Here is a 19486-nt window from a genome sequence, read left to right as displayed (position 1 = left end):
TTATTATCGGCCGCCTATGTCGATTGGCAGCGTGTTGGATTTGCCGATTACTGTTTCTTTGGAATCTTTGACATTCACTTGTATGTCCCAAATCCCCGGTTTGAGTGCATCGCCTTCAACTTTGGCTGTCAAAGACTGTTCATTCAACCAAGTAGTGGGCAGCGGCTTGCCATTAAGCGAAACATAACCTAGTGGCGGGAAGTTCTTACCGCTTACTGTTAGGGTCATGCTCGTTAGGCCTGAAATATCCTGCGTTTCAGGTACTGCCTTTTCCAAGGTAATCGGTCCAAACCCCAGCATGTATGTCGAATCTTTAATCGGAGTCGTATAGTCCTTGTAAGCATGCCGGTCTCCGAACAGGATATCATACTGGAGCGTTTCGTAGTCTTTCAAATCGTCCTCTTTAATATGCATGGACGCATAATAGTCCCTTGGCGGAATGACAGGAATCTTTTTCGAAAGCTCTTCCAAAAAGTCCGTATAATAGCTGCCTTGCTGTTTGGATAGTTCGATTAGGTAAGGTCCCAGGAAGGAAGGGCTGATGTTAAGCTTATCCTTACGATCCGTATCAAAATTGTTCCACACCACGAGCGGTACGCTGTACATTTTTTTCAGGAAATCCGGGTCATCCTTGCCGCTGATATATTTGGTATCCACGTAGGTGGCGTAATCATCGCCCAGTGAGGGAAGATGATCTCCCCAAAATGCGATAATCGTAGGTTCGCCGCTTTTCTCATAATGCTCAACGAGCTCCTTAAGCATATTGTCTGCGCCGCTAATGCCTTGCGCCAACGTCTCCAGCATGCCTTGGGAGGAAGGGGCGATATCACCTTTCACATCAATCGTGTTTTTCGGAAATTTGCCGGGATAGTAATGGAAATGATTTTCCATCGTGTTCGCAAAAATAAAATCAGGGCCTTGGCTTTGATTGGTTGCATGAATAATATTAGCGGCAACTTCGCTATCGGCGATATAAGGACCGGAATAGTTCGGTTTAAAGTATTCAATCGGAATATATTTGGAGAAACCAAAGTCTTCATAAATTTTATTGCTGTTGAAATACCAGTTATGAAAAGGAGAAATCGCTGTCGATGTATAGCCTTGTCTAGCATAAATACTGGCTAAAGAGTCAACCTCGTTCGTAATATACTGGTTATAGGCGATGGAGCCTTGCGGCAGGAATCGCATCGAATTCCCGGTAAGAACTTCGAATTCTACGTTAGCCGTACCGCCGCCGTATTGCGGAGACAGCATCCAACCGCTCGTCCCGCTCGCCTGCAGCTTGTGGAAGAATGGAATGGGGTCACGGCTGAATTCAACGCCTTTGATTACTGTAGGATCCCAGAATGATTCGCTCAATACGACAATTACATTCGGTTTAACCGTGCTTCCAGCTTTGTTCGGCTTCGGTGTCTGATTGACGATCGCCGCGACGGCTTTGTCATCATAACCTTCCCGATGGTCATTGAAGAGCGTCCGGGTATTAAGAACTGTAGCTAGCGCGAAACCATTGGTTTTGGTATTTTCGGCCTGGTCCCAGGTTGCCGCCTTAATGCCGAGCCATTTCTGGACTGGCATCGGTTTATCCGTATACACAGCAGCAAGCATGAAGACGGCTAGTGCCGCCAGAACGCTGCGTTCTTTCCATGCCACCTTTTTGACAAAAAGCTGTGTACGATAGAGTAGCATATAACTGACACCTAGGAATAACAGGAGCCCGATGAGTGTACGTACGTTTAACACATTTGTAACGTATTTCACCATATCGGACGTTTCGCCCGTTAATACAACGTCCCAAGGAAGCAAAGGCACACCTAATATTTTGAGCTTCACCCCGCTGATTAACGCTAGAATGAGCAGAATGCCGGATAGCACCCAGTAGGCGATGCGAGTACGCCCTATTGCCGCAATAAACAGAAGCATAAGGCCAAGAACGATCCAGGCGTTTAGCAGAAATTCGGCGATGTGTCTCGAGCCCCAGGTCACCATTTCAAAGTAATGGCCGCGGCTCAGGATTTCCATGATCAGCACTGGTATCAAGGCAGCTGCGAGAAGAGGCCAACGCGTTTTCACGATTCGCCAAATGTGACGCAAAAGTAGTTTCATAGTTTCTCCCATGATTAAGAAATTGTAAAGGAACTATGACATTATACCATGAGAGCAGCATGAATTCGATGACAGAGCTTCTAACAATTATTGTGCCGATTTCCATCCGGACGCAACACGCTTTTTGCAGGAAAAAGGTGGGTGGAACGAGAAATAATAGAGACATACATACGAGAGAAAGAAGGAGGAGATCCCTTTGGCAATTCCCCAGGTGAGAACTGAAACCAATACTGCCAATCATTTGCAACATAAGAAAATGACCAAAAGCACCCTGATGCGACGAAGCGTATTTCTGTTCTTCGGTGCTGTGTTAATGTCGGTAGGACTAGAAATATTTCTGGTTCCCAATAAAATTATTGACGGCGGCATTACAGGGATTTCAATTATTTTGTCCTACTTGACGAATACGCAAGTTGGTATTTTCTTAACCCTTCTAAACCTGCCCTTTCTGTATATTGGGTATAAAATGATAGGTAAAACCTTTGCCTTATCGACACTCTTTTCCATCCTCGTCATGTCGGCCGGGACGGTACTGCTCCATCCGGTTCCGCCGCTAACTATTGATCCCTTGCTTTCGGCTGTATTCGGGGGCATTATTCTCGGGATTGGCGTAGGGCTTGTGATACGATTCGGGGGTTCGCTTGACGGCACGGAAATTATCGCAATCCTCGTTTCGAAAAAAATACCTTTCTCCGTCGGCGAAATCGTGATGTTTTTCAACTTGTTTATTCTGGGAAGCGCAGGATTTGTGTACAGCTGGGATCGCGCGATGTACTCCTTAATTGCCTATTTCATCGCTTACAAAATGATTGATATTACGATAGAAGGGTTTGATGAGTCCAAATCGGTTTGGATCATTAGCGATCGTTTCCGGTCTATCGGCGAAGCGATTCTGGACCGTCTTGGCCGTGGCGTTACGTACTTGGAAGGGGAAGGCGGATTTTCCGGCGACAACAAAAAAGTTATTTTTTGCGTTATCACCCGTTTGGAAGAAGCGAAGCTGAAATCGATCGTAGAGGAACTGGATCCTTCCGCGTTTCTCGCCGTCGGCAATATCCATGACGTGAAAGGCGGAAGGTTCAAGAAGCGGGATATTCACTAATGTTCTTTATCATCTTTGTCCGGCTGATGGCCGCGCTCGAAGAGCCCCAGTTCGCGGATTTTTTGGGCGGCTTCCTTGCTGCTTGAACTGCCCAGTTTTTTCAGGATGTGGCCGACGTGGATTTTGACCGTGCGCAGCGAGATGAAGAAGCGAGAGGCAATCTCGGTTTGCGTATGCCCCTGATCGATCATTTGAAGCACTTGAAGCTCGGTAGGCGTCATTAAATCGCTGACTTCTTTCACTTTGAACTCATGCTCAAGCCGCTTAAGCCGGCGGAATTCTTCACGCATCTGCTCGGCGACAGCGGCATTGATGGATGATTGGCGAGCATGCGCCGCGCGGATGACGGCGGGCAGTTCTTCAAATTTGGATTTTATTTGATAATCAATTGCGCCTGCTTGAAACGAACGAAAAATGAACTCCTTCTCCTCCATGGAGGTCAGCATGATGACCTTCACTCCCCAAGCAAGATTAGCTTGCTCCGCGAGACGTATGCCGGCAGGTTCATCGTGCAGCATGATGTCCATAAGCGCGATATCCGCCAGAGATTCTGAACCGCGAAAAAGTTCAAGCGCTTCATGCACGGTCGATGCCGTAGCTGTGACTGTCAAATGGGGCTGTTGATTTAAGTAAGCGGTCAATCCGCGCAGCCAATCCAGGTCATCCTCAACGATAACGATTTTGATTTGATCCATGTTCGTATCCCCTTATGTCAATAATCGTGTACCCGGGAAAATAAGAAATACGCTAGTTCCTTTGCCAGGGCTGCTAGTAAGCTCTAAGGATCCCCCGTGCTTCTTCATCACGTTGTAGCAATAAGGAAGCCCTAGGCCAAAGTTGTTGCGGCTCCCGCTTTTTGTCGTATAGAATGGCTCCAGTATCTGCTTAAGGACAGATTTGTCCATGCCTATCCCAGTGTCGCGGACTTCGATGACGATCTTTTTCTTAGTAACAAAGACTTTGATGGCAAGCTCGCCGCCTCGAGGCATCGCATCAATCGCGTTCATCAATACGTTAGTGAGCGTTTCGGCGGTTTGCATGCGATCCAATTGGAGCATCATTTCCTCGGGGACGGCTTTGGTAAGCTTAATGTTAGTAAAGTTGGGCGCAAGTGAAGCAAGCACGTTATCAATAAGATCATTCAGCAAGACAGGCCCAATTCGAAGTGGAATCTCCTGCGTTTGTTCATGTACACGGGAGATCATATCGCGAATATGTATCGAAGCGCCCAAGACAACATCGAGATCCTGCAAGAGCTCCTTTTGATTCGTTTCTTCGGCATGCTGCTTCATTTTTTCCAGAAATAAGCGCATTTTGCCAACGTCGTTCTTAATCGCATGATTCATAATGGCGGTACCAGAGGTAATCGCACGCAGCGTAGAATTGAGCTCGCGCCGTTCAACGAACAGCCTGACGCCTAAGAGGCCATATTTAAAAAAGGTGAAAGCTAAAGTAGGCACAACAAACGCAAGTGTCCATGTGTGATAAACCCACATCCGGTAAAAACCGAAGCTGGGCATAACGTAATTGAGCACAGCAAAGCATAGGATTGGCGGCAGCAGCGCCAGGCAGTTGAACAAGTGTGTTCGCTGCATGGCAGGAAGACGTTCCTTTTTGAAGGCGATGAGGGCCGAGCCGCATAGAATATAAGGGATAACCCAGCAGGATACGATGGGATATGATATGGGCATAACTTCGGTATAGCCAGGCGTAAAAAGCAAACAGGCGACTGGAGGCAAAAGGAGCAAATACGGCAGAAGCCGCCTTACTTCACGCTTGAGCCAGTACGGATTATATTGCAGGGCAAGCATGGCAAACGAATAAGGCAATCCGTAGTAAGAAAGCAATGAGCTTCCGGCCTGAATGCGATACAGGAGTGCGATAATAGAAGGATTAGGTATGGTAATTCGTAAGTTCGGAATGACACTCTCCGACAGGACGGCTGCGAGCGCACCAATGCCGCCAGTGAAAGCAACGGCGCTTAACCAGCGCATCGTGCTCGATCTTGGATCGATCAATAGAAGCAGCAGTGCGATGATCCATAAGGCAAATAAAACGAAAAGCATAGTTCCTCCATGAGGGCAAGTTTTCTCTATTGTGTCATGAGGACATCATTTGCACAAGAGTGAACTTCCACTTCTGGAAATGATCAGGAGGATAAAAGCCTTTTTTCTCGAATAAGGTTAGATGAGTGGATAAGGAGGCGAATAATGAACGAAAAAAAGGGAGTGGGGAAGTCGATCCTGACGATCATCGGCAAAGTCTTGCTTTGTGTCGTCTTTATCGCTGTCATTACAATTGTATTGTCGATCATAGCGGCAGTAATTACAATTGCAGGACAACCATCGCTGATGTCAGATCCCATGGCAATAGCGAAGGATGCTGCATTCGTCCAAATGGCGCAGTGGTCGCAAATTATCGGATTTATTGGCGGAGTTTTTATTTCCTATGCCATCTTCGAGCGCCGAAAAGGTTGGCCGTTAGGGTTGAACACGAAGCGATTATGGTCAAGGTTTGGCGAAGGCTTCCTGGCTGGCGTCATACTCATCACAGCGAGCTGCGGGTTGATTTGGTTATTTGGCGGTGTTAAGCTAATATCCGTGCATGGGTCGGCGGCGATTAGCCTTGATATGCTCTTGGGTTTCCTGCTTTTCATTGGCGTAGGGATGAATGAGGAGCTGTTCTCTCGCGGATATTTGCAGGGGCTTGTACAGGTAAGATTCGGTACAGTGATTGCCGTTGCCGTGTCCACGATTCTATTCGCTTTCCTGCATTCGAACAATCCCGGTATGTGGGATTCACCTCTGCCGATTATAAATTTGTTATTGGCGGGTCTTTTATTCGGCGTAAGCAGGGTAAGCACTGGCGGTCTCTGGATGCCGATTGGCATGCATCTATCCTGGAATTTCTTTCAGGGCAATGTGTACGGTTTTGATGTATCCGGAACGCGTACGGTCTCTATTTTTCAGATGGAAAAAAGTGGGAGTACAGTGATTTCCGGCGGCTCCTTCGGTGCCGAAGGGAGCTTGGTAACCACGGTTATCCTGCTCGTGGGCATTGCGCTAATTTACATGTACTATCAAAGGGCTAATGTGAGAAATCAACTTAGTGCTTAGGAAATAAGGAGGTTTCATCTTAATCATGCGTACATATGAAATAATTGCTAGCGAATGGGATGGCATTCCAACATTCCGTTTGATCGACCACACTGCCGAGGCTGTGGCTGAAATAATTCCAGCCATCGGCTTTCACCTGTTCCGCTTCGATGTGCGGAACCAATCTTACATCGCGAAGCCGGACAGCGCGGATGAGCTTCGCGCTAAATCTTCGCGCTACGGCGTGCCCATTCTGTTCCCGCCGGGGCGCGTCAAGCAGGCGGCCTTCACCTTCGAAGGCCTCGAATATCGGCTCCCTGCGAATCGGGAGCCGCATCATGCCCACGGCGAGCTGCGCGAGCGGCCGTGGAAGGTCGTTGCCAGCGGCGCAGATGCCGCTGGCGGGGCTTACGTCACCGCGGAGATCGACTTCGCGGAGCATCCGGACATGCTGGCGTACTTTCCGCACGCCGCATGTTTCCGGTTTACGTACCGGCTGAAAGACGGTACGCTGTCTTTGGAAGGCGAGATTGCGAATCGCAGCTCGCTGTCTATGCCGCTCTCGCTAGGCTTCCATCCCTACTTCGCATTTGCGAAGGAGGAAGCCAGCCGCGTGCGGGTGGTCATTCCCGCGGCGGCTGAGTGGCCGCTAAGCGACGACGGTTACGCCGCAGGCGAACCGGCGCCATCGCCGCTGACGGCAGCGCTTAAGCAAGGCGCCGTCGTAACGACGCTGCCGGAATACCCGGGCGGTTCGCAAATGCTCACCGTCGAGCCGGGGCCTCAGTCCTGCGAGATTCATTATGAGGCGAGAGGCACGAAGCTCATCTTCGATATGGGGGACCGCTTCCCCATTCATGTGCTTTTCACTGCGCCATGGGCGGATGCCGTTTCGCTGGAACCGTACACATCCATTATGAATGTGTTTAATGAGCCTTTGCCAGCGGAATTGTCGGGCGCTCAAGGGATTGAGGCTGGAGGTACGTTCGCTTTTCAATGGTCGATTCGCGTAGAGGATTCGAAGTAGTCCATGCAATGGAGTCAAGGGATAGGCTGTAAGCCATCTGCCCTTGGCTCTTTTTCAACACGCCAGAATGTTTAGATTCTTTACAGAACTAAAGCTATCGATAAGAAAGCATATGTCGTCAGGTATGTGTGGGTGACGAACTCGTAGAGCGAAGAGACTCCACACGCATCGTGTGGTACGGGCATTGACATGGGGAGGTAGAAGATCCGGAAGTGCCACAGCAGTTTGGATCACCCCATACCGCCATGAATCTGCGACAGATCGTCTTTTCGCATGGGTGAGCGGAACGTAGAGGCGTTAAGAGGCGGTATTTTCGGTTGTAGGGACATTTCGCGGAACTACAGTGCTTTATGAGTAGGAAATGCTGGGTTTTCGGCAGAGTTTCGCACATTTAACGCACCCTAGTTCCGCTTCAGGGGGAGAAAAGGGACATTACCGTGGAATAAGGCATCGTAGTTCCGTTGATATCGCTGTGCATAGGGAATAGGCGGTCCGGCAGTACCACTCCGTTTTCTTGGGAAGCTTGCCGAGGCGAAATGTGCCCGGAATCTTACAGGGGTTCTCATGTATAGGAATACCGGATGGAAGACAGGTTAGGAAAAAGAGAAGAAGGCAGCACAAAGTAGAACAGAAGGCCAACCAGATATTTCTGGCTAACCTGATAATACGAAAACGGAATGGGTATGGGGTGGAAAAGCGATAGTTGTTGGAATCCCATACCCATCCTCCCCATGCCTAACGTATGGGTTTAGGCATGGACCTGAGGCTGTGCCGGCACAGCCTCAGGTTTGGCTCTTTTATATCGTAACGCTACTGTTCCAGCAGCCCCTTAAAAGGTTTGAAAATGGTTTGCAACACGGTTGTTGGACCAGGTGTATGCGTTAAATCAAACATGGACAATACCCATACGAACAAAAGCAGAGACACAAAGATGACCCGTTCCCGCTTCGGTTTTTGTTTAAGTTTCGGCCATTCGAACCAAGCGACTAACAGGGATGCGATTGTGATGCAAATGAAAAATGTCCAATTCATTTCTGCTGCGTCTCCTCTTTAGGCATACCGCCTGGAGAATTAATCAGCCCGGGTCTTAATATATGGGCATCCACCACAATATTCACTTCAACTTGGGGGAATAATGCGTCCCAATTCTCTTTTTTGCTTTCCCATTGTTTCGGATATTTTCTGTGGAATTCCTTGGCAAAGTCCAAAATGTCTACCTTTAAGTTTTGCTGAGCCTCGTTTAGCACTAATTGAATCCGTTCTTTCACATCATTTGCGAAAGCTTCGTCCATGATACTTAAGAAATCCGGCTTCATTGGGTTCAAGAGAGTACTGTTTTGTACGATATCTCCTTGCGTCTTTACTTTAATGGTCATCATCCAAGTGGAGCCGACAATCTTGGGGATCAACTTCACATTGGCGATGACAGGGCTTAAGGAGACGAAATGATCGGGATCTTTAACAGCGAAGGTAATCGTGTATTCTTTAATATCGTTTTTGATCCACATGAGGCCGCGAGTGACCTTTTCAGAAATTTCTCCGATCATTTTGTCCTCTTGAAACACGGCCGTTCCGAAGATATAAGGAATCGTTTGAAAAGGATCCGTCTTTTTCGTCGATCGATTTGCTGGAAGGATATAGACATAGGGCAGAGTAGCTGATCGGGATTCTTCTTTTAGCATAATACTTAATTGTTCCAACGTGACACGTATGCCGATGTTCATATCGGATAGCTTTCGAAGCGCTTCAGCGGAGGAACGTTCTATCGGCGGAAACAAGTCGAGGGCTTCCGCTGCGCTCCCGTTGCTGACGAACACATAAGCTCTTTCCCTGGGCTGGGGATGGCGAACGAGAAAATCGAGCTGATTCCGAATGCCTGATTTTGCTAAAGTTTCGCTGAAAATAAATATTTTACATTGGCCCCAGAATAATTTTCGCGGAATTTTACGTTGAAGCTTGGATAGCGCGGCTGCCGTATCGATTCCTTTTTCGGCTCGTACGACTGTTCGCCTAGAGGAACTGCCACCACCGGTCCCACCGCTTACCAAACCTCCATTAATGTTCTGGGGGATGATTATTTGCACAGAAATTTGAATTTGATTGTCCTCGGTCTTGTCGAAAGCTAATGCGGTAATGAGCGCTAAATCGTTGAGCTCCGTGCGATCCCAGCAGCCCTCCATCAGAAGCAGAGGCAATAGAAGGAAAGAAAGCTTTACGATTCTTTTCATCATGCTGCTTCTCCTTCGCCTGCTTTTTTTCGTTTACGAATAATAGAGATCAGTAATAAAAATAAAGGGATTAGCAGCATCGCAGTCGTTAGATGGAAAGGAGTGATATAGCGTATAAAGTTGGCCAAACTTGGGAAGTTTGGAATGTCCCAAAAGCTTAATACGATAATCAGCATGCCTAGAGGAAAAATAACTGGGCGGTAGTCGCTTAGGTTCAAAACCTGTGCAAATGAAATAACGGATACATAAAAGAAAATACATATCTTAACGAAATTTCCGACGACCCACATGGCTAATAACAAAGCTTCCATATTTTCAAACAAATTACCGAGACGGATATAACGGAAAGCGACTAGAATGGGATAGTTTTTATCTCCTGTGTCGGGTCCCAACAAGAAAAGGATGATCAAGTAGACATAGATTAAGCTTAAAGAAACGGCGGTCAACGAGATCATGCTCCATTTCATACTTTTTTTCAGATCGACTAGAGACGGCAGGAGAAAGTTGATTAAAAAGAATTCGCTTATCCAACCTTGCGGTGTAGAGGAACCTTTAAGGACAGGGATGATGCCATTGCTGAGGACGGGGAAGATATTTTTGACATCCAAATCAGGAATTAGCAGTAAAAGGATGAAGAGTGGGAGAATAAAAATAGGCGTAAAAATAATGGCACATCTTGCCAGTACCTCAATCCCGCCGCGGACGGCAAATGCGCATAACAGAATCATGGTGCCAACAACTAATAAAATAGGGGTTTTAAACAGAAAATTACCCGTGACAAATTCAGCATATAGACGCGTTACAATGCCTGAGATAGATACAATATACAAAAAATAAATGCAACCAAGGGTTTTTCCCAAGAAGTTCCCAAGAATGAGCGTGCTGTATTGAATGAAGTTCATTTTAGGATACAAATCATGCAGTTTAATCGCAATGAATACAGACAATACACCGGCAATCGAAGCAAATACGCCCGTTAGCCAAAGATCGTTTTTGGCAAATTGGGCTGTAATGGTCGGCAGCGCCAGAAACGCTGTTCCCAGTACTTCCGAATACATCATAATTCCCATTTGAAAGGATGAGATCTGTCCTTTCTCTAGCATGAACGCTCACCTACTCTTTGGTGGATGACTCCTTGCCGGGCATTCCTGCCACTTTTCGTTTGCGAATCGTCGCGACAAGCAGTAAAAATAGCGGGATGAGTATAAACACCGCTGGGATTTCAAAAGGAAGTACTGTGCTAATGTACGAACCCATTCGTGAGAAGTTCGGCAAATCCCAAAAACTGGATATGATCGTAAGAAGCCCTACCGGAAAGACAAGAGGACGAATATCGGTCATCTTCAACCAAGCGCCAAGCGAATGTGTGGCTGCGTAGTAAAAACCTCCAATTTTAATGAAATTTCCAACAACCCACATGGCGAGCAGCAAGGACTCCGTGTTTTCGAAAAAATGTCCGAAGCTGATATAACGGTAACTGTTTAAAACCGGGTACATTTTAATACCTGTGTCGGGGCCAAGCAAGAACAGGGTGATGAGATTCACATAGGTCAAACTTAATACAACAGCGCATAGAGAAATTACGCTCCATTTCTTTCCTTTGTGTGGATCTGACAGACTGGGCAGGAAGAAGGAAATGAGATAAAATTCGCTAAACCAGGCCTGTGGCGTAGCAGCTCCTTTGAACACAGGAATCCATCCATGATCAAGAACGGGAAATAGGTTTGTTACGTCTAGATCTGGGATGAGAAGCAGAAGAACGATAATAGGCAAGATAAAAATGGGTGTAAAAATCAAAGCGCTTCTCGCCAGCAATTCCACGCCTCCACGTACGGCAAAGGCCGCAAGTAAAATAATGGAGGAGACGACCATCAGGGTTGGCGTTTTGACCAGAAAACATCCTGTCACAAAATCCGCATATTCGCGAACGATGATGCCAGTTATATGGACTAAAAAAATGATTACAACGATTCCAATGGCTTTCCCGATCCATCGCCCGACGATGAGCTCGCTATATTGGGCGATTGTCAGTTTCGGATAAAGCGCATGCAGACGAAGAGCTACAAATATGCTGATAAATCCGCTTACGGAAGCGACGAGGGGGCTTAACCAAAGATCATTTCTGGCATACTGTGCCGAAATAGCCGGCAATGAAAGAAAGCCTGTAGCCAATATGACAGGATACATGATTAAACCCATTTGAAAGGCGGAAATTTGACCTTTCTCGAGCATAGGCATTCCCTCTCGTTCTTAGATTACTCCCCCCCACGCTCAGGACCGGGCTTCTCATCGGATGCTTGACGATATTTGTTGTAATTCCCTGTAAAATGAGGACGGGAATCCATCATCCACCATGGCGCTCGGATGAGAACGTCCTTCAATTGATTCATTTTTGGAGTCGCAATGGTGTCCAAGTAAGGCACGCCGAATGAACGCAGGCTCGACATATGGAGAACCAAGGCGATCATCCCCATCATAATGCCTAGCAACCCCAGTGTCCCTGCGAGAATGATTAATGGAAAACGCAGCATCCTTATTGCGATTCCCGTAACATATCGCGGGATCATGAAGGAGGAGATGCCGGTGATGGCGACGACGATGACCATCGGCGCCGAAACGAGGCCAGCTTGCACGGCGGCTTGTCCGATGACGAGCGCTCCGACAATGGAGACGGCAGCCCCGATTTGCTTAGGCAATCGGACGCCTGCTTCGCGAAGCGCTTCGAACGTGATTTCCATAATTAGCGCTTCGACAAATGCGGGAAACGGTACGGCTTCCCTGGAGGAAGCCATGCTGATTAACAAGGAGCCGGGCACCATTTCTTGATGATAGGTGAGTACGGCTACGTAAATGGACGGGAGTAAAAGTGAAATTAAAGTAAACGTATAGCGAAGCCAGCGGATAATCGTTCCGATCCAGAACCGCTGGTAGTAATCTTCGGAAGACTGGATTAAAGAAAAGAAAGTCGTTGGCGCGATTAAGACAAAGGGGGTTCCCTCTGTTAGTATGGCTACTCTGCCTTCCAACAAACTGCTGGAGACGACATCGGGACGCTCAGTGCTGAGCAGTTGCGGAAATGGCGAGTAGGGGTTGTCCTCAATCATTTCCTCGATATACCCACTTTCCAGAATACCGTCAATTCGAATGCGGTTGAGCCGATTTTTCACTTCTTCGACGAGTGTCATATCCACAAGACCTTCGATATAAGACACAATGACTTTCGTTTGCGTGTAATCACCGATCTTTAAAGTTTCCATTTTTAGAAGCGGACTCTTAATAATACGGCGAATTTGCGACGTGGAGGTTCGCAGTGTCTCCGTAAAGCCTTCCCGGGGTCCCCTGATGCCTACTTCTGCAGAAGGCTCATCGATAGCGCGTTTATCCCATTTTGTCAAGCCTAGAGCAAGGGCACTCGCCTCATTGTCGCACAGAAGCAGCGGATTTCCTTCCGAGAGATAAGCGATGCATGTGGAAAAGGTAGTGCATGGATTCGCATGAGTAACGGATATTTTTCGCTCAATAAGCCCTTTAATATCGATGATCTCTTCATGATCCTCACGCATTAAGGGGACTATCACGTTTTCCTCTAGTCCATTGCTGTCGGATAACCCTTCAATATACAGGATCATTGCATTCGTTTTACCTGCGATTAATATGGAGCGGAAAATGACGTCCGAGCAGTTCGCATAGATCGACCGGAATTTCTCTTCATTTTGCTGCAAACTGGCAAAAAGCAGCTGCTCCTGCTCCTGAGCTTGCAACTGCTGCGGGGGAGACGATGATTGGAAGCTGGGTTTCAATTTTTTTTTCATTAACAGTTTAAATAAGTTTCTAATCAAACGGTTCCCCTCATTTGTAGTGCATTGGATTGAATTTCCTTAACATAAAATTCTTTATGTAGGTTTAACGAAAGCTTCCTTTTTTATGCAACGGACTATCTTTCATAGCCGAAACCAACGGTTGAGTAGCCGGAATACGTATGGAGATGGAGCTTTCGTATCAATCCTTCCTTCTCTGCGGATTGGCTTAGGGCGTCTCCTCTTGATGTGTTATAAGCGTTGAGCTCAACAGTTCCTTCAAGAAAATGGATGTGTGATCCATCCGGAAGAGGGATGGCAGGGCCGGTAGTCCCATAGTAGTTATGATAATGACCGTATCGAATTCCTGTTATGCCTTGATATTGATGGACATGTCCATCATTTGCATCGCCATTGACGCTGAACGTGTATAGACGGATGAGATGGTGATGACTTAACTGTTCAGAGGTCATCGTCGAGAGAAAGTGGATATGAGCAGGCGGGATTCTAACGAGCAAATAAAAAACCCCCTAGGGAAAGGATTATGGTTCCATCCTATTCGCTGGGGGTTCAAGTCATGACGCTGGGAGTGTATATAGATTCGATTGACCAATCTTCATATTTTTGTCGTCGATGATGCGAACTTCAATTTGATGCGGTTTGCTCCAATCTATCGAGGAATCTTCGGGAAATTCCGCGTAAAGCTTATCTGCGCCATCGAAGCTGGATTTCATCAGTTGGCCGTCGATATAGACGCTGCAGGAAGAAAAGAAGTTGGAGCCCTCAATCTGCAGCTTCTTATCAGCCTTAGATACGCTGGCGATAACCGGATCGCCGTAGCCAAGCGTGTACAAAGGTTGGATAATTGTGTCCTTGTAGCCTTTGGCCTCATACCCATAACGGCCGCCAAAGAGATTGTCGTATTGCAGCTTGGCATAGTCGGCGAGATCGCTAGCTTTAATGTTGTATTTGTCCCACATGTCATTCGGTGGGATCACCGGTATCTTTTGCGATAAGTCGTACAAATAGTCGGTGTAATAGCTGCCCTGCACGCCCGCCATATGCAGGACTCTAGGTCCGAGATAGGAAGGACTGAGACGAAGGTTCGTTTTCTCTTGGTCCGCAGGCAAGAAATTGTTCCAGATGACGAATGGGGTGTAATGGGTTTTGGTGTAGAGATCGGGATCGTCAGGGAGCACATATTTGGCATCGCGATAAACCTTGTAGTTATTCTCCATGAAAGGCAAATGGTCGCCGAAGAATAGGATGATCGTGGGCTCTGAGCGCTTTGCATAGTAATCGACCAACGTTTGCAAGCATTTGTCGGCGTCCGTAATTCCCTGTGCATAAGTTTCCAACAAGCTTTTGGATTCGGCTGAAATGTCGCCAGTGACTTCAATCGTGTTTTTACTAAACTTACCCGGTGTGTAAGGATGATGATTTTCCATCGTATTAGCGAAAATGAAGTCAGGACCCGGACTTTTCTCGGTTTCATTAATAATCTTCTTGGCTACCGCACGATCGGCATAATTCGGTCCTTCGAAGTCATTCGGGAAATACTCGCTGGAGATGAAGCGGGAAAAGCCGAAATGCTTGTACACCTTGCGGCTGTCAAAGAACCAGCTAAAAAAGGGGTTGATGGCCGTAGCCGAATAACCTTGGCGAGTCATGATACTGGCCATGGAGTCTACGCCATGGTTCATATATTCTATGTAAGGCAAGATCTTATCCGGCGACTTTCCGAAAAAACGCATGGAATTGCTGGATAACACTTCAAATTCGACGTTCGCGGTACTGCCTCCGAATTGAGGCGACAGCATCCAGCCTCCCGTGTATGTCTTCTGCAAGTTATGCAGTGAGGGGATGGGATCCCGGCTGAACGAAACATTTTTCATCACAGTTGGATCCCAGAAAGATTCGCTCAGCATGACGATGATATTCGGCTTTTTGTCGCTTGCAGCCGGTTTTTCAGGAATTTGATTCAAGATGTTTGCAACTGCTTTTTTACTGTACCCGTCCGGTTTCGCAACATCTAGAAAACCTAGCATTTGTACCGAGGAAAACAAGAACCCGTTCTCGTCATACGTTAACGTTTGATCCCAGGGTACGGTGTACAGACCGAACATATTCATAAATGGTATTGGCTTGTCCGCATACAGACTGGTCATCATGACCACAGCAATCACTGCGTATACAATCCGTTCCATCCAGGGTATGCGTATAGGCCGTTTTCGCAAAATGAAATGAAATAAGATGGCAATCAACACCAGGAAGCCGACAACATAACCCAGGATGCGAAGATGTAAATATTGACTTAGAAATGCGCGATATTCCACGATTTGATTGTGAAAAACGAGATCCCACGGGTAATACGGAGCTCCAATTGCTTTTAGTTTGCTGCCGCTGATAGCGCCAAGCGGGAGGAGAGCAGCGCAGAGCAGCCAGAAGGATAAACGGCTTCGGCCAGTTAATGCAATGAGCAGCAAGTAGAGGGTTCCCACAACGAAATAGCCAAGAACCATCGGGAGTGGGTGATTTATTACCCATTTGTGGAGATCTTCATAGCTGCCGCGTTCCAGGAATTCAACCATGAACATCAGCAACAAAGGCAAAACGATAAACATGACGCGCGATGGAAGTCGCTTAAGGATTTGCAAAAAAATTGACATATCGGGGCTCCTGTTCGTTAATATCTGATCCGGATTCATTCGTTCATTATCTTATATTTTTTGTAAAGAAGAAAGATAACCATTGACACGTATAACTATAACATTTATGATTACAGTTAAAACGCTGGGGAAAATTTCCGAATAGAAATTATACTTATTTTTTCCGGTTCATTCGATGCTGGCTTATGTTAAGATAGCTGAGGATAAAAAACAGATGGAGGTGAGAACCATGCAACATGTTGCAGATGCAACCATGGTACAAGAGAAAACAATAGATGCCAAGAAGGCAGTGCCATGGATTATTTTTTTAATTTTTTTCGGAGTGTTGAACGAAACGGTTTTCAATGTTTCCACACCTGAGATCGCTAAACAATACGCGATAACCCCGACAGGCGTGAGCTGGGTGCTCACGACGTTCATTATTTTCTTTGGAATCGGCTCCGTTATTTATGGCCGGCTTTCCGACATTTTTAGTTTGAAGAAGCTTATTGTAGTTGGCATCATTATTTACAGCGCAGGCTCGATTATTGGCTTTGCGATGCAAGCGTGGTATCCGACTGTCATCCTTGCCCGGGCCATTCAAGGGGCAGGCGCATCCGCTATTCCAGCCTTAATTATGGTTGTCGTGGCACGCTACTTTTCTCCGAATGATCGCGGGAAAATATTCGGGCTGCTGACATCGACGGTTTCCTTTGCAATTGCTGTTGGTCCTGTTGTTGGAGGATTCATATCGGCAACTTTTCATTGGACCTATTTGTTCATCATTCCCTTATTTACACTTATTTCTATCCCTTTCTTCAGAAAGATTCTTCCGGATGAGGAGGGCAAAAAAGGGAGCGTGGACATACTCGGCGCAGGTCTCGTAGCATTCACTGTTGCCGGCCTTATCGTGTACTTGTCGTTCCCTCAGTGGTATTATCTGGCGATTAGCCTTGTGTTACTGGTATGGTTCATTGCGCATATCCGTAGAGCAAAAGAGCCGTTTATTGAGCCAGCGTTATTCCGGAACGGATTGCTGCGCGGAGGCCTCATTGTCGGTTTCCTTATATTCTGTACAGTCATGGGCATCATGTTCGTCATTCCTTTAATGCTAGCCGGTGTGAACAATTTGGATACGAGCACTATCGGGCTCATTCTATTCCCAGGCGCAATTTGCTCCGTAGTCTTTGGAACGATTGGCGGCAATCTTGCCGACCGTAAAGGGAACAACTTTGTTGTATATATTGGTTTGACGCTGCTTTTCGTTAGTCTGGCTGCGATTGCTCTTATGGTCGGCCATTCGCCATGGCTTGTATCGGCGGCACTGCTGCCAACCTATGTCGGGTTTTCGTTTGTACAGACTGCGCTTGCGAATCGGGTTTCTTTGACGCTTGACGTACACGAGACGGGAGTCGGAATGGGGCTGTTCAACCTAATCAGCTTTATTTCCGGTGCAGTAGGAACAGCATTAGTGGCAAAATTAATTGATGGCGGACTCATGGATTTCTACAAAAATCCGCTGCTCAGCACGGAGAAAGCCGTTCCATACAGTAACTTGCTTCTGATTTTCGCTGTTGTCGTCATCATTAGTGGGATCGTCTATAATCGCATCTATCGGAAAAAAGGAATCGCCGTTTAACCAGCTGTGATATAGTGAAGGACGCTTTGCAAAAGCAAAGCCGCGGTTCGTGATCTTCCCGCGTTATCAAAACTAGGAGGCTCTTTGGGAGATGTTTAATTTTATATGGGGCATTGGTTTTGTCCTTGTCAATTTCGTATTATTCTTGATTTGCTACCGCATTTTCGGTAAACAAGGACTGTACGCCTGGGTCGGCGTTGCTACGGTGCTCGCAAACATACAGGTCGTCAAAACCATTGAGATGTTCGGACTTGTTATGACGCTCGGCAACACCATGTACGGCACCATCTATTTAACAACCGACTTGTTGAATGAGAAGTACGGCGAGAAAGAAGCCAAGAAAGCAGTCTGGTTCGGTTTCTTCACGCTAATCATGACCATAATCATTATGCAGATGGCTATGGTATTTACGCCGGAAGGATCTGAGATGGGGAAGGCCTCGCAAACCTCCTTGGAAACGATTTTTGGCCTTCTGCCGCGTATCGCCCTAGGCAGCTTGACGGCATACTTGGTCTCGCAATTTCTCGATGTAAGAATTTATACGTATTTAAAGAAAGTATTTTCAGCTCGCAACCAGCTTTGGATACGTAATAATGGAAGTACCGGCATTAGTCAATTGGTCGATTCCTTGGTGTTTTGCAGTATCGCTTTCGCGGGCGTATATGACTGGAACGTCTGGGTGCAAATATTTCTGACCACTTATGGAATCAAGTTCGTAATTTCCTTTGCCTCAACGCCGGTGCTTTATATAGCAAGAAATTTTGTTTTTAAGTCATAGCATAACAAGCCCGACTTTGCTCTCTTTATGGAGAGCGAGCCGGGCTTGTTTGTTTTTACTCATTTTTCATGCGCTTCATGGGATGGAATGTCTTGGAGCTGAGAGAAAAACTTTAAATGACAAACTTGAATAATAATAAACGATAAAATATAATAAAAAATAATTGATATTAATATTAAATGATAAAAGTGAGGTGAGTGATGGGATGGATAAACAAGGATTGAATTCACTTTTTAATGAAGAACGCAGGAACTTGATCGTAGCTTTGTTGGAGAAAGAAGGCAGGGTCGAAGTGAAGCGCTTAGCCCTTCAATTCCAAGTGACAGAAGACTCTATCCGTAAAGATTTGCGCGCACTGGAAAGCCGCGGTCTGCTGCAAAAAGCCCATGGCGGAGCGGTTCCCGTGTCCCGAGTTTCGAGCTTCGTGCCGTATCAGGAGCGAGGTGATTCAGAAAAGAAGCGCCCGATTGCGCGTGCGGCTGTGTCGTTGATCCAGCCAGGTGAAACAGTGTTTATTGAATCATCAAGCTACACGCATTTAATGTTCTACGAGCTTGGCGAGATGACGGATGTCACCGTCGTTACGAATAGTATTTACGGTCTCCCTGAGCTGGTGCGCAGAGTCAACCTTATCCAGTTAGGCGGAAGTGTTCATAGGCAGGATGAGGCTTGTTATGGCCCGTTTACCTTGCACATGCTGGAACAAATGAATTTTGATAAATGCTTTCTGAAACCGGCAGGCATTACAGGGGATGGCAAGCTGACAACAGGCTTACAAGAGAGCTTAGCCGTTAAGCAGAAGGCGATTAAACAATCGGACCGTACCATTGTTTTGCTCGACGAACAGGATTGGGGACGCCGTGACGTTTACAATGTAGGCGGATTGGACTTGATTCATACCGTCGTGACGAATGGGCTCTCGGAACCGCTTCGAACCAAGCTGGAGAAGAAGGGGATTGTTCTGGTGAAGGCATGATTTTTTTCATAAGCCTTAACCATAACCCATAATCGTAACTCATAATCTTAACCCATTCAAAGATTGAAAATTACATTGCCTGTGGTATCT

The 19486-nt window shown here is 46.7% G+C and carries 16 protein-coding genes; 6 read left to right on the top strand and 10 right to left on the bottom strand.

The genetic code is table 11. From position 1 onward, the window contains the following. Positions 1 to 3 precede the first annotated feature (3 nt). Complete coding sequence (locus ABRS97_RS08355) at positions 4 to 2106, bottom strand: LTA synthase family protein (protein ID WP_367812807.1); 2103 nt, start codon at positions 2104 to 2106, stop codon at positions 4 to 6. A gap of 256 nt (positions 2107 to 2362) precedes the next feature. Between ABRS97_RS08355 and ABRS97_RS08350 the strand changes: the two genes are divergently transcribed. Then, positions 2363 to 3208: a YitT family protein gene (locus tag ABRS97_RS08350; RefSeq protein WP_367812892.1), complete on the top strand. Its 846-nt coding sequence runs from the start codon at positions 2363 to 2365 to the stop codon at positions 3206 to 3208. Here ABRS97_RS08350 and ABRS97_RS08345 read toward each other — a convergent pair. Then, on the bottom strand, positions 3205 to 3903 hold the full coding sequence (locus ABRS97_RS08345; protein WP_367812805.1) for a response regulator transcription factor: 699 nt from the start codon (positions 3901 to 3903) through the stop codon (positions 3205 to 3207). The genes ABRS97_RS08350 and ABRS97_RS08345 overlap by 4 nt on opposite strands. 12 nt (positions 3904 to 3915) lie before the next feature. Next, the gene (locus ABRS97_RS08340; RefSeq protein WP_367812803.1) at positions 3916 to 5274 is read right to left on the bottom strand and encodes an ATP-binding protein; all 1359 of its coding nucleotides are present in this window, start codon (positions 5272 to 5274) and stop codon (positions 3916 to 3918) included. 144 nt (positions 5275 to 5418) lie between these two features. On the opposite strand from ABRS97_RS08340, the gene ABRS97_RS08335 reads away from it, so the two are divergent. Next, positions 5419 to 6324 (top strand): CPBP family intramembrane glutamic endopeptidase, encoded by a 906-nt coding sequence (locus ABRS97_RS08335; protein ID WP_367812801.1) that lies wholly within the window; start codon positions 5419 to 5421, stop codon positions 6322 to 6324. Between the two features lie 25 nt (positions 6325 to 6349). Further along, the gene (locus tag ABRS97_RS08330; RefSeq protein ID WP_367812800.1) at positions 6350 to 7330 is read left to right on the top strand and encodes an aldose 1-epimerase; all 981 of its coding nucleotides are present in this window, start codon (positions 6350 to 6352) and stop codon (positions 7328 to 7330) included. A gap of 810 nt (positions 7331 to 8140) precedes the next feature. On the opposite strand, the gene ABRS97_RS08325 is transcribed toward ABRS97_RS08330, so the two are convergent. The 7 genes from ABRS97_RS08325 to ABRS97_RS08295 form a co-directional block, all read right to left on the bottom strand. Continuing rightward, positions 8141 to 8362 (bottom strand): hypothetical protein, encoded by a 222-nt coding sequence (locus ABRS97_RS08325; protein WP_367812799.1) that lies wholly within the window; start codon positions 8360 to 8362, stop codon positions 8141 to 8143. Beyond that, positions 8359 to 9561, bottom strand: coding sequence for a Ger(x)C family spore germination protein (locus tag ABRS97_RS08320; RefSeq protein ID WP_367812798.1), 1203 nt, complete (start codon positions 9559 to 9561; stop codon positions 8359 to 8361). Before ABRS97_RS08320 ends, ABRS97_RS08325 begins: the two co-directional genes overlap by 4 nt. Then, positions 9558 to 10661 carry a GerAB/ArcD/ProY family transporter gene (locus ABRS97_RS08315; RefSeq protein WP_367812796.1) on the bottom strand — a complete coding sequence of 368 codons (1104 nt, stop codon included), beginning with the start codon at positions 10659 to 10661 and terminating at the stop codon, positions 9558 to 9560. Before ABRS97_RS08315 ends, ABRS97_RS08320 begins: the two co-directional genes overlap by 4 nt. Positions 10662 to 10671: 10 nt before the next feature. After that, positions 10672 to 11790, bottom strand: a complete 1119-nt coding sequence (locus tag ABRS97_RS08310) for a GerAB/ArcD/ProY family transporter (protein ID WP_367812795.1) — start codon at positions 11788 to 11790, stop codon at positions 10672 to 10674. 23 nt (positions 11791 to 11813) lie between these two features. Then, on the bottom strand, positions 11814 to 13370 hold the full coding sequence (locus ABRS97_RS08305) for a spore germination protein (protein ID WP_367812890.1): 1557 nt from the start codon (positions 13368 to 13370) through the stop codon (positions 11814 to 11816). Between the two features lie 122 nt (positions 13371 to 13492). Continuing rightward, on the bottom strand, positions 13493 to 13873 hold the full coding sequence (locus ABRS97_RS08300) for a YmaF family protein (RefSeq protein WP_367812793.1): 381 nt from the start codon (positions 13871 to 13873) through the stop codon (positions 13493 to 13495). A gap of 57 nt (positions 13874 to 13930) precedes the next feature. Beyond that, entirely contained in the window at positions 13931 to 16024 is a 2094-nt protein-coding gene (locus tag ABRS97_RS08295; RefSeq protein ID WP_367812792.1) for an LTA synthase family protein, read from the bottom strand. A 229-nt stretch (positions 16025 to 16253) separates the two neighbouring features. Between ABRS97_RS08295 and ABRS97_RS08290 the strand changes: the two genes are divergently transcribed. The 3 genes from ABRS97_RS08290 to ABRS97_RS08280 all read left to right on the top strand — a co-directional run bounded on the left by ABRS97_RS08290 (position 16254) and on the right by ABRS97_RS08280 (position 19396). Next, positions 16254 to 17642, top strand: coding sequence for an MFS transporter (locus ABRS97_RS08290; RefSeq protein ID WP_367812791.1), 1389 nt, complete (start codon positions 16254 to 16256; stop codon positions 17640 to 17642). A gap of 91 nt (positions 17643 to 17733) precedes the next feature. Beyond that, a complete protein-coding gene (locus ABRS97_RS08285; RefSeq protein ID WP_367812789.1) occupies positions 17734 to 18420 on the top strand; it encodes a queuosine precursor transporter in 687 nt (228 codons plus the stop codon). 205 nt (positions 18421 to 18625) lie between these two features. Next, positions 18626 to 19396 (top strand): DeoR/GlpR family DNA-binding transcription regulator, encoded by a 771-nt coding sequence (locus ABRS97_RS08280; protein ID WP_367812787.1) that lies wholly within the window; start codon positions 18626 to 18628, stop codon positions 19394 to 19396. Positions 19397 to 19486 lie beyond the last annotated feature (90 nt).

This window comes from Paenibacillus tabacirhizosphaerae, assembly GCF_040812395.1.
Classification (GTDB): Bacteria; Bacillota; Bacilli; order Paenibacillales; family NBRC-103111; genus Paenibacillus_E.
This window is presented reverse-complemented; position numbering and strand designations above follow the sequence as displayed.